This is a genomic window from Streptomyces sp. B93, assembly GCF_018070565.1.
Lineage (GTDB): Bacteria > Actinomycetota > Actinomycetes > Streptomycetales > Streptomycetaceae > Streptomyces.
The window spans coordinates 59282-70843 of the sequence record NZ_JAGPXL010000015.1; the positions used below are offsets into that span (position 1 = coordinate 59282).

Annotated in this window: 10 protein-coding genes; 3 read left to right on the forward strand and 7 right to left on the reverse strand. The window is 73.2% G+C overall.

All coding sequences use genetic code 11. The annotated features are described in order from the left end of the window. Window positions 1-8: 8 nt before the first annotated feature. The 3 genes from KBY47_RS17070 to KBY47_RS17080 form a co-directional block, all read right to left on the reverse strand. Window positions 9-800: a polyprenol monophosphomannose synthase gene (locus KBY47_RS17070; protein ID WP_210921993.1), complete on the reverse strand. Its 792-nt coding sequence runs from the start codon at window positions 798-800 to the stop codon at window positions 9-11. A gap of 549 nt (window positions 801-1349) precedes the next feature. Beyond that, window positions 1350-2954, reverse strand: a complete 1605-nt coding sequence (locus tag KBY47_RS17075; RefSeq protein ID WP_210921994.1) for an amidohydrolase — start codon at window positions 2952-2954, stop codon at window positions 1350-1352. Between the two features lie 145 nt (window positions 2955-3099). Next, a complete protein-coding gene (locus KBY47_RS17080) occupies window positions 3100-3540 on the reverse strand; it encodes an Lrp/AsnC family transcriptional regulator (protein WP_110626847.1) in 441 nt (146 codons plus the stop codon). A gap of 235 nt (window positions 3541-3775) precedes the next feature. Between KBY47_RS17080 and KBY47_RS17085 the strand changes: the two genes are divergently transcribed. Beyond that, entirely contained in the window at window positions 3776-4213 is a 438-nt protein-coding gene (locus KBY47_RS17085) for a hypothetical protein (RefSeq protein ID WP_210921995.1), read from the forward strand. 382 nt (window positions 4214-4595) lie between these two features. Here KBY47_RS17085 and KBY47_RS17090 read toward each other — a convergent pair whose 3' ends face one another. From KBY47_RS17090 to KBY47_RS17105, 4 genes are all read right to left on the reverse strand, one after another. Next, the gene (locus KBY47_RS17090; RefSeq protein ID WP_210921996.1) at window positions 4596-5768 is read right to left on the reverse strand and encodes an acyl-CoA dehydrogenase family protein; all 1173 of its coding nucleotides are present in this window, start codon (window positions 5766-5768) and stop codon (window positions 4596-4598) included. A gap of 240 nt (window positions 5769-6008) precedes the next feature. Further along, window positions 6009-6680, reverse strand: coding sequence for a TetR/AcrR family transcriptional regulator (locus KBY47_RS17095; protein WP_210921997.1), 672 nt, complete (start codon window positions 6678-6680; stop codon window positions 6009-6011). Window positions 6681-6767: 87 nt separating this feature from the next. Beyond that, window positions 6768-6908, reverse strand: coding sequence for an SCO1431 family membrane protein (locus KBY47_RS17100; RefSeq protein WP_210921998.1), 141 nt, complete (start codon window positions 6906-6908; stop codon window positions 6768-6770). Window positions 6909-6979: 71 nt separating this feature from the next. Then, on the reverse strand, window positions 6980-8341 hold the full coding sequence (locus KBY47_RS17105; protein WP_210921999.1) for a peptidase C39 family protein: 1362 nt from the start codon (window positions 8339-8341) through the stop codon (window positions 6980-6982). 239 nt (window positions 8342-8580) lie between these two features. Between KBY47_RS17105 and KBY47_RS17110 the strand changes: the two genes are divergently transcribed. Further along, complete coding sequence (locus KBY47_RS17110; RefSeq protein WP_210922000.1) at window positions 8581-9219, forward strand: hypothetical protein; 639 nt, start codon at window positions 8581-8583, stop codon at window positions 9217-9219. A 457-nt stretch (window positions 9220-9676) separates the two neighbouring features. Next, a complete protein-coding gene (locus tag KBY47_RS17115; protein ID WP_210922001.1) occupies window positions 9677-11536 on the forward strand; it encodes an AAA family ATPase in 1860 nt (619 codons plus the stop codon). The last annotated feature ends 26 nt before the right edge of the window (window positions 11537-11562 follow it).

Genomic DNA, 11562 nt, shown 5'->3' on the forward strand with positions numbered 1-11562 from the left:
CGCAGCGGTCAGTCCCGGCCGCGCCCGAGCACCCGTCCGACGCGCTCCCCCACGCCCCAGGTGGTGACCCGCCACAGCGCCTCCACGAGGATGTCGCGGCTCATCTTGGAGTCACCGTGCTCGCGCTCGACGAAGGTGATGGGCACCTCGACCACGTGGTAACCGGCCCTGACGGCCCGGCGGGCGAGGTCGACCTGGAAGCAGTAGCCCTGGGAGGCCACCTCGTCGAGGCCGAGGCCCTCCAGTGTCTCGCGGCGGAAGGCGCGGTAGCCGCCGGTGACGTCCCTGATCGGTACGTCCAGCAGCACGCGCGAGTAGAGGCTGCCGCCGCGCGAGATGAACTCGCGCCCCTTGGGCCAGTTCACCACCCGGCCGCCGGGCACCCAGCGGGAGCCGAGCGCCAGGTCGGCGTTCTTCAGTGCGGTCAGCAGCCGGGGCAGTTCCTCGGGCTGGTGGGAGCCGTCCGCGTCCATCTCGATGAGGACGCCGAAGCCGTGCTCCAGGCCCCAGCGGAAGCCCGCGAGATAGGCGGCGCCGAGGCCCTCCTTGCCCTTGCGGTGCAGTACCTGGACGTGGTCGTCACCGGCGGCCAGTTCGTCGGCGAGCTTGCCGGTGCCGTCGGGGCTGTTGTCGTCGGCGACGAGGACGTGCGCGTCGGGGACGGCCTCCCGTACCCGGGTGACGATCGCCTTGATGTTCTCGGCCTCGTTGTAGGTCGGAATGATCACCAGAGGCGTGCCGAGCGGACCGAAGCGCCTCCCCCGGTCCTGTGCCGCGAGGGTCTCGTCGCCGTCGTTCACTGCTGCCCCTTCGAGTACGTCCGCAGGGGTCCACCATAATGGTCGCGGCCTGCGTGGACGTGACGGGACGTTCGTATTCCGGTGTCGATCGTCGCGGAACGGGGTAGGGATCCGTTCTTTCGGACTCTTTCGCCCGGATGCGGCGGGTACGGCGGATCGGGGCCCGGCGCCCTTCGGGCCGACCTGGGACCCGCTGGCTGCGGATCGACCTGAAGCCGTTGTCTACTGAACGCGCGGGCCCCACCCCGGTCCCACCTTGCCGGCCGGCCGGAACGTCCCTCGGGCGGCGGGGACGCTGAGCCTGGCACCCAGCGACGGTGCCCCGGTGCGGTACACCGTCCCTGACCCAGCGGCGCCGCGCCGAGTGCGCGGAGGTTCCCCGGTCGGGCGTCCGATGGTGGACCCGGCCGAACCTACCCGTCCTCGGCCGCTGCCTGTCAACAGCCGAGGAACCCGCCGGTCCGCCCGCCCGCCGCCGGTCGGCGGCGAGGATCCGCAGGTCGTACGAGGGGTGGCGGGCGGGGGCGGCCCGAGCGCCGCCCCCGTAGATCACTCGCCCGGCCGTACGAACACGGTCCGGCCGCCCACCACCGTGCGCAGACAGACGGGCAACTCGGAGCCGGGAGCGAGATCGGGCAGGCCGGGGGTGCCGGAGCGGGGGTCGGTCGACCAGCGCGCGACCCGGTCGTCGGGGGCCTGCACGACGAGGTCGCCGGTCCGCCAGACGGCGTAGTCGGCGGGCGCGCCCGGCACCAGCACACCGGCGTCGTCGCGGCCCACCGCGCGCCAGCCGCCGCGGGTGTGGGCGGTGAACGCGGCCCGCACCGAGACCCGGTGCTCGGGCGTGCGGTGGAAGGCGGCGGCGCGGACCGTGCCCCACGGGTCGAGCGGGGTGACCGGGCTGTCGGAACCGAAGGCCAGCGGGACCCCGGCCCGCAGCAGCGCGGCGAAGGGGTTCAGGGTGCGGGCCCGTTCGGCGCCCAGCCGCTGGGCGTACATGCCGTCCTCGCCGCCCCACAGCGCGTCGAAGGCGGGCTGCACGGAGGCGGTCAGGCCCAGCTCGGCGAAGGCGGCGACGGTGTCGGGGGTGAGCATCTCGGCGTGCTCGACGCGGTGCCGGGCGGCGCGGATCCGGGCCAGGCCGAGCTTCTCGGCGGCGGCGCGCACGCCCTCGACGACCGTGGTGACCGCGGCGTCGCCGATGGCGTGGAACCCTGCCTGGAGCCCGGCCTCGGTGCAGTCGGCGACATGTCCGGCGACGGCATCCACGTCCAGGTAGGCGATGCCGGTGTGGTCCGCGTCGGCGTAGTGCTGGTGGAGGCAGGCGGTGTGCGAGCCGAGGGCGCCGTCGACGAACAGGTCCCCGGCCGCGCCTACGGCGCCGAGCTGGCGTGCCCGGTCGATGTCCCGGTCCGCCCAGTAGCCGACGACGCGGGGGCCGTCCTCCTCGGCGGCCAGCCGCAGCAGCCCGGTGAAGTCGTCCTCGCCGGAGATCTCCGGCCCGGCGCACTCGTGGACCGTGCCGATGCCGAGCGAGGCGGCGTGCGCGAGGGCGGCGCGCTGGGCCTCGGCGCGCTGGAGCGGGGTGACGGCCGCGAGCGCGGCGGCGCGCACGGTGTGGTGGTCGTCAGCGGTCAGCGGCCGGTCCTCCCGGGTGACCCGGCCGGGGACCAGGTCCAGCAGGGCCGTGGTGACCACCGCGGAGTGGACGTCGATCCGGCTGAGGTAGAGGGGCCGTCCACCGGTGGCGGCGTCGAGTTCGGCGCGGGTCGGCGGGCGGCCACCGGGCCAGCGGGCGGCGTCCCAGCCGTGGCCGAGCAGCACCCGGTCGTCCGGGCGGGCGGCGGCGAACTCCCGGACCAGCCCGAGCGCCGCCTCCAGGCTCGGCGCGCCGGACAGGTCGAGGCCGGTCAGCGCGAGCCCGGTGGCGGTGGTGTGCACATGGGCGTCCGTGAACGCCGGGGTGACCAGCGCACCGTCCAGGTCGACGACCTCGTCCACCCCGTCCACGAAGGCGTCGGCGGCCCCTTCGGACCCGACCCAGGCCACCTGCCCCCGCTCGACGACCATGGCGGTGGCGAAGGGATCGGCGGGACTGTGGACCTCTCCACGGCGAAGCAGAACGGTCCTGACGGGCTCGGTGCGCTCACTCATGGGCACCAGTCTCACCCGACGCCGGGGGCCCATCGCACGGGGGGCGCCTCCGACGCCGCAAAGGGGCGCGGTGCTGTGTTCAATCTGCGGCTCCGCCGCGCGGGCGCGACCAACCACAGACCACCCGCACGCGCAGAACGACGATTCAGATCCGCGGCGGCCGCGCCTCATACGGCGTGGACAGGACCACCGTCGTCCGCGTGGACACCCCGGCCAACGACCGCAACCGGGCCAACAGCTCCTCCAACTCGTGCGGCGTGGCGACCCGCACCTTGAGGATGTAGTTCTCGTCGCCCGCGACGCTGTGACACGCCTCGATCTCCGGCACCCCCGCCAGCCGTTCCGCGATGTCGTCCGGCGCGCTGGGATCGAACGGCTTCACCGAGATGAACGCGGTCAGGGGCAGCCCGACCGCCTCGGGGTCGACCACCGCGGCGTAGCCGCGGATGACGCCACGCTGTTCCAGCCTGCGCACCCGCTGGTGCACGGCCGACGTGGACAGGCCCGTGGCCTTGCCCAGGTCTGTGTAGCTCATCCGCCCGTCCTTGACGAGCAGCTGCACGATCTGACGGTCCAGCTCCTCCATGGCGCAAGAACCTACAGTGCGCTTGATCTCCTCGGACACCTCGGCGAAACGGGCCGTGCCGTGCTCAGGGGACAAATGCGCCGCGCCGGGCACCTGCGGGCGGCATGTGACGAAGACCACACCCCCCGAGCGGGCTCCGTGATGTCCCCGTGATTACCCCGGATGCCGGACGGGAAGTGCTTGCTGTGGTCGAGGCCGCAGCGCCTTCACGGCCCAGCCCGAGGGGGAGAATCCCATGCAGAGTCTTAAGCGCCCTGGTCGTACCGCACCCAAGCGCCAGCAGCTGGTCGTCGAGCCCACGCCGGAGGGCGTCGAACCCGACGACTTCGACGCCGACGAACTCGACGCGTACGACACCTTCGAGATGTACCGGGTGATCTGCCCGGACTGCGCCCAGCCCATCGCCCTGCTCGCGGACGAGGAGGTCCTGCCGGAGCACGCGCTGTGCGCCTCGCCGTGGAACCCGTTCGGCCTCACGGTCTGCGCCGGTACGGGCCGCCGGGCCACGGACGCCCGTCCCGCCGACGAGTCGGTGGAGCCGCAGGAGCAGGACACCGCGCTGCTGCTGACGCTCCCCCAGGGCCTGGACTGGCGGATGCAGCCCTTCTCGCACGTCGGCGGACCGGGCTCGCGCCCCATCAGGGTCCCCGCGATGCGCCGGCACGCCGCCTGACGCGACACCGCGCAGGCACATCCCCGTAGCGGACACCCCGCGCCATGGCCGTACACCGCCGTGGTGCGGGTCGGGTACGCGTGCGCCGGAGCGGGGCGGGAACTCACGGACGATTCCGTGCGCCGGTGACCTGTCCACCCGTGGTCGCGTTGGCCGGGTATGAGTCCCACCCTTTCGGCGACGACGCGGCAGCGCCAGATCTACGTCCGCCGCCCCGCAGAATCGGTTCCGTCACCCCTTCCGACGGCCCAGCCGCAGCTGTCGGACCCGCCCATCTACCGTGATCTGCTCCGGACCTGGGCAGGCCACGGCCGCACCCTGCCGGGGCGCCACGACCCGGAGTGGGTGCGGCTCGCGGCGCCCCTGGTGCGGCCGGGACAGTTCAGCGCGTCTCCGGGCCCACGAGATGACGGGCGATGACCATCCGCTGGATCTGGTTGGTCCCCTCGACGATCTGGAGCACCTTGGCCTCGCGCATGTAGCGCTCGGCCGGGAAGTCGGCGGTGTAGCCGTACCCGCCGAGGATCTGCACGGCGTCGGTGGTGACCCGCATCGCCGTGTCGGTGCAGTGCAGCTTGGCCATGGCAGCCTGCCGGGCGAACGGCCGGCCCGCGTCCCGCAGCCGCGCGGCCGACAGGTACAGGGCGCGGCCCGCCTCGATCTGGGTCGCCATGTCGGCGATCATGAACCTGAGCCCTTGGAAGTCGGCGATCGGCCGCCCGAACTGCCGCCGCTCCGCCGCGTACGCCATCGCCTCGTCCAGCGCCGCCTGGGCCACGCCGATCGCGCAGGCCGCGATGCCGAGCCGTCCGGAGTCGAGCGCGGCGAGCGCGATCGCGAAGCCCTGGCCCTCGTCGCCGATGCGGGCGCTGTCCGGGACCCGCACGCCGTCGAGGTGGACCTGTGCGGTGGGCGAGCCCTTCATGCCCATCTTCTTCTCGGGCGCGGCGGCGCTCAGCCCTTCGGCGTCGCCGGGCACCAGGAACGCGGTGATCCCGCGCGGGCCCTCCTCGCCGGTGCGCGCCATGACGGTGTAGAAGTCGGCGACGCCGCCGTGCGTGATCCAGGCCTTCGTGCCGGTGATCACCCAGTCGTCGCCGTCCCGCACGGCCTTGGTGCGCAGGGAGGCGGCGTCGGAGCCGGAGGACGGTTCGGACAGGCAGTAGGCGCCGAGCAGACCGCCGCCGAGCATCGCGGGCAGGTGTTCGGTCTGCTGCTCCTTGGTGCCGTAGGCGGCGAGCGCGTAGGAGGCGAGGGTGTGCACGCTGACGCCGAGGCCGACGGTGAGACGGGCGGCGGCCAGCTCCTCGAGCACCTGGAGGTAGACCTCGTACGGCTGGTCACCGCCGCCGTACTCGGAGTCGTACGGCAGTCCGAGCAGGCCGGACTGCGACAGCAGGGCGAAGATCTCGCGCGGGAAGCGGCCCGCGTCCTCCTCCTCGGCCGCGTTCGGGGCGATCTCGCGCTGCGCGATGTCACGGACGAGCGAGATCAGATCCCGGGCCTCGTCCGTGGGCAGTTGGCGGTCCACCGGTTGCGGGGCGCGGTCGGGCATGGGAACGCTCTCCTCCCTGTTCGGGCAAGCGGCGGACGCACGCCTTCGGTGGTGGCGGCCCCGCCGGGTGTCACGGCACTCGCCGGTGCTTCCGCTCCCGGGTCGCGGAAGCGGCTGACCAGCGGCTGCGCTGTGAGTATGCCCGATCACGGACCTTCCGTCACCGGTTAACGACCGCTCACTTCAGGCCGTACCCGCGTGCTCACCGGAAGGAACGCCGAGGGCGCCGGAATCGTCCCGTCAGCCGTCCCGGCGGGCGGGGGCGGGGGCGCGGTGGGAGGGCTCCATTTCCTCGATGGCGCGCAGGGTGCCGCCGAGGGTCTTCACCAGCAGCTCGCGCATGGTCTCGCGGGAGAGCGCGGGACGGTCGATCCAGTCGAGGGTGGCGCCCTCCACGGCGCACACCCAGCCGAGCAGTCCCACGCGTGCGACCGGCGCCATCTCGCGAGTGCCGTACGCCCCGTCGGCGATGGTCTCGACGATCGCCTCGCGCACCCCGTCCCGGATGGCCTGCACCTCTGTGTCGAAGCCGACGCCGCCGCTGACGATGGTGCGGTACGCGGCCTGGTTGTGCTCGGCGTAGCGCAGGTAGCCCTCGATGGTGCGGTGCACCCGGTCCAGCTGGGGCAGTTCGGCCTCGCGGGCCGCGAAGTCGACGAGGTCGGCGACGGAGTCCTGGACGATCGCGAGGTAGTAGCCGCGCTTGGACTGGAAGTAGTAGTAGATCAGCCCCTTGGCGACATGAGCATGACGGGCGATGTCGTCCATCGACAGCGCGTCGTAGGACCGGTCGGAGAAGAGCCGCCGCCCGATGGCGATCAGTTCGGCGCGGCGCGCCAGGGACCGCTCGGTGCCACGGGCCCGGGGACGGGCACGGTCGTCGACGGAGGCACGCTGTTGACTGATATTCAATTTCGACCCTGGTCTCCGGGGGGCGGCGCGGGACAACCGCAGTATGGCAGGTCGGCCGTAGGGTCCGCCGGGGCCGGAAGGCCGGGGTCAGAGCAGTCCGAGACGGGTCACGAACACGGCGACGACCAGGACGAGGAGCCATCCGAGGGCATGCTCGACGATCTCCGGGCCGTGGTCCTTCGGCCCGCCGGTGCGGACGCGTCCGGCGGTGGCTGGGTGTGCGGTCATCCGTCCACCCTGCCACCGCCGGGAGCCCGCGCGGCGGAGAGGTTGCTCACAGCCTCACTGCCGCAGAGGGCTCAGCAGACGCCGACCGCTTCCAGCGCGGCGCGCTGCCGCGCGGTCGGCCGGGCCGGGAAGTACAGGTAGCAGACGCCGCCGGTGCCGGAGACGACCCTGCCGGAGGCGTTGTACCGCTTGGTGCGCAGCCAGATGTTCTCCCACTCGCGCCGCTTGTAGACGCGCCGCACCGCCTCGTTGCTCGGCGAGGCCGGGTCGTTGGCGATCACGTCGCCGTCGGCGGTGAAGCCGATCACCGTCATCAGGTGGCCCGAGGTGCCGTACCCGGACCCGGTCAGCTCCTCCTCGCGGAACGACTGGGACGTTATGGCCGGGATGCCCGCGGCGATCAGCGTCTCCAGGTCGGTGAGCGAGGCGAGCCGGGTGACCACGCCCTGGACGCCGTCGAAGGTGGCGGCGTAGGCGGCGTTGAAGGGCCAGTTGCCGCAGCCCGCGTACTGGTAGTCGTAGGTGTACCGGGCCGCGTGGCAGACCTGCGGGTCGGCGTAGGACGGGTCGACCCAGGAGAGCTGTTCGTCGGTGAGCCGTCCGCCCCAGTACTCGATGATCATCTGCGAGGAGGTGGGGCTGCACCAGGCCTCGCCGCCGTTGTCGTACTCGGGGTACTGGCCGACGTGGGTCTCCTGCGAGTAGCGCGGGACGTCCAGCTCACGCGCGAGGCCCGGCGTGGTGGCGGGCACGGTGAAGCGGTCCGGGATGTCGGAGCCCATCGCGCCGAGCCGCCACACGGTCGGCGTGAGCTTGGTGCCGGGCCTGCGGTGCAGGGTGAGCCGCAGCCGGTACGAGGTCAGGCGCAGTCCCGAGGCGGCGTCGTCGATGGCGAAGGTGTCCGTCCAGACGCTGCTCTTGCCGTCACCCTGGTCGTCCACCGAGGTCCGGCGGATGTCCTGGTCGCCCGCCGCCCAGCGGCCCATGACGTACCAGGGGGTGTCGGTGCCGTCGGAGTAGGTGCCCTTCAGCTCGACCTGGAGCCAGGTGCCGTCCGGGGTGTGCGCGTTCCAGGAGGCGATCACCTCGGTCGAGGGCACCTTGAGCCGGTGGACCGGGGAGGTCCAGGTCGCGTACTCCCAGGCGGCCGTGCGCCCGGTGTGCGGGTCGGTGTAGTCGGCGGTCCCGGCGGGCGTCGCGATCGCCAGGCCGGGGCGGTCGCCCGCGACGGCCCGGGTACCGCGGGCGGTACCGCCGCGCCAGTCGGTGTACGTGGTCCAGGCGTGGTTGTCGATGGGGCGGGCCGGGGCCTTGGCGGGGCCCGCGGCGGCGCTCGCCGCGTGGGCCACCGTCCCTCCCGCTCCGCTGCCCACGGCGGCGACGACCGCGGCGGCCAGAAGGGTTCTGCGGGACGGCTGTTCGGCTCTGCTCATGGGCGGAAGACCCCCAGGTGTCGAAGTCGGGGCAGGTCAGTCGAGGCGGGTCGGGTTGGGTCGAGGCACGTCATGCCGGGCGGGCCGGGGTCGGCCAGGTGCTCGGATCGTGGGCCAACTATGGCTGTTGATCACCCGGTCCGGCCAGCACTTCGGTCCATGGCGCGTCCACCAATATTGGTCTCGACCACTGGCACCACCTGGAGCGGAGCGCCCGGGGCGCCATGGATGATGGGGACGTGCCGACCTCCCGCCGCCCCCTCGTCCGCCCGGCCGGGCTCACCGCCCTCGCCGACGCCCTGCGCGCCCTGCCGCCGTCCTGCGGGCCGGCCCGGCTGGTCGGCGTCGACGGACACGCCGGGTCCGGCAAGTCCACGTTCGCCGGACGACTGGCGGAGGCGCTCGGCGGGGCGCCGGTGTTGCACCTCGACGACATCGCCAGCCACACCGAACTGTTCGACTGGACCGGCCGGATGCGGGCCCAGGTCATCGAACCCCTGCGCCGCGGCGCCCCGGCGCACTACACCCCCTACGACTGGACGGCCCGCGACTTCGGACCGCCCCGCGTGCTGGAGCCCGCGCCGGTCGTGCTCGTCGAGGGCGTCGGCGCCGGGCGCCGCGCGCTCCGGCCGTGGCTGGCGCTGCTGCTGTGGATGGACCTGCCCCCCGAGGAGTCCTGGCGGCGCGGACGCTCACGGGACGGGGCGGACCTGCGGGAGTTCTGGGACGGCTGGGTCCGCGCGGAGCGGCGGCATTTCGCCGACGACCCCTCCCGCCCCTTCGCGGACCTGCTGGTACGGCAGGGAACAGCGGGGTACGAGGTGCTGCCGGGGCCCACCGGACGCCCCCGCCGGGGACCCGCACATGACAGTCGGTGACGGAGCACCCGTCATGTGGTGAACGTGTGAAGACCCTTGCGCCGGAACTTGCCCTGGTGCTTCAACTCCGCTTGACCGACGGCCCGTACAGGACTTACGTTCTCAATGTGCGGCCCATCGAGGCCGCCCCGTACGCGAAGCCCCCGGTTGTTCCCCCGTGACCGGGGGCTTCGTTCTTCCCTCACCCCGCCGCCCCGGGCGCTGTGAGCCGCGATCCGCTCACCCTCGGTCACCACCCGCACCGCGCCCCATCTGCTCCCACCTCGACAAACGGCCGTACCGGCACCCTTCGGCGGGCGGCGGCCCACGGGTACGATGCCCTCGGGTGCGACCTTCCGGACGACGCTGTCTCGCACCGCCGCAACTCCCGTCCGGGGCACGGCGGTTCGACCCAGAACGGTCGGCGGGCGACGGCCCGGCGGTGAACCAGCGGGGGCATGGTTTGTGGGGGGACGTGATGGACTTCGGCACGCGGGGCCCCGAGGCCCCGGCCGACCTCGCCTGGCTGCGAGGCGTGGACGCGTACACCATGGGCGCCTATCCGCAGGCGGAGGAGGAGTTCCGCACCGCGGTGCGCCTCGACCCCGGGATGGCCGACGGCTGGCTGGGACTGCACGCGCTGCGCGTCGACACCACCACCGCGCTGCTGCGGATGTTCCGCCACCGTGAGCGCTTCGGCGAACAGCGCGCCCGGCACCGCCGTACGCTCAACTCCTGGTACTGGCTGGGCTGGTGGGTGCAGCCGGTGCTGGAGAGCCCCCGCGATCTGCTGCTCGCGCACGCCTCGCACTGGCTGGACGGCCGCCATGTCCCGGAGCTGGACCGGGCGCTCGCCGGACTGCCGCCGGTCGACACCGACCCGCAGGTGCGGTTCCTGCACGCCTGCCGCTCCTATCTGGTCAAGGACTGGGACCAGTTGGTGCGGCACACCGACCCGCTGCTCGACGATCCGCTGCTCGGCATCGAGGCGGGGCTGTTCGGCGGCATGGCCCGGGTCCGCCTGGAGATGTACGGGCAGGCCGAGCCGCTGCTGTCCGCCGCGCTGATGCGCTGCCGCAGCGAGCAGCCGCAGCGCAAGGAGCTGCGCTACTGGCTGGCCCGGGCCCACGAGGGCACCGGCCGGTCGGCCGCCGCGCTCCCGCTGTACCGGGCGGTGCACCGGGTCGACCCGGCGTTCATGGACACCTCGGCCCGGCTGGCGGCGATCGCCGAGGGCGACGGCTACGACGACTCCGACGGCCTGGCCCTCACCCTCACCGGCGTCGTTCCCGACCTCGACGGCCTGGACGCCACCGACCCGCTGTACGACACCGAGGGCCGGGACCTGAAGCTCTCCGAGCCCGAGCTGCCACCGGCCGGACCGCCGCCGTCGGTGAGCGACCCGGCGGTGCGCGAACGGGGCGCCGCGACCTCGCAGCCGCTGCCCGCCGGACCCACCGACCCGGCGCTGCTGGCCGAGGCGCTCGCCGAGCTGGAGCGGATGGTCGGGCTGGAGCCGGTGAAGCGCCAGGTCAAGGCGCTGTCGGCGCAGCTGAACATGGCCCGGCTGCGGGCCGGGCAGGGCCTGCCCGTGCAGCCGCCCAAACGGCACTTCGTCTTCTCCGGCCCCTCCGGCACCGGCAAGACCACCGTCGCCCGCATCCTGGGCCGGGTCTTCTACGCGCTCGGGCTGCTCGGCGGCGACCACCTGGTGGAGGCACAGCGGGCGGACCTGGTCGGCGAGTACCTCGGGCAGACCGCCGTGAAGGCCAACGAGCTGATCGACTCCGCGCTCGGCGGGGTCCTCTTCGTCGACGAGGCCTACTCGCTGTCCAACTCCGGATACGGCAAGGGCGACGCGTACGGCGACGAGGCCTTGCAGGTGCTGCTCAAGCGGGCCGAGGACAACCGCGACCACCTCGTGGTGATACTCGCGGGCTACCCCGAGGGCATGGACCGGCTGCTCGCCGCCAACCCCGGGCTGTCCTCCCGCTTCACCACCCGCGTGGACTTCCCCTCCTACCGGCCCCTCGAACTCACCTCGATCGGCGAGGTGCTGGCCGCGGAGAACGGCGACGTGTGGGACGAGGAGGCCCTCGACGAGCTGCGCGCCATCGCCGGGCACGTCGTCGACCAGGGGTGGATCGACGAGCTGGGCAACGGGCGGTTCCTGCGCACGCTGTACGAGAAGAGCTGCGCGTACCGGGACCTGCGGCTGTCGGTGTACCCGGGGTCGCTGTCCCGGGACGATCTGGCGACGCTGCGCCTGCCGGATCTGATGCAGGCGTACGGAGAGGTGCTGTCGGGGCGGGCACCGCAGGATCCGACCGCTCCGTGACGGACCCCGCGGCGCGCCGCGCCGCC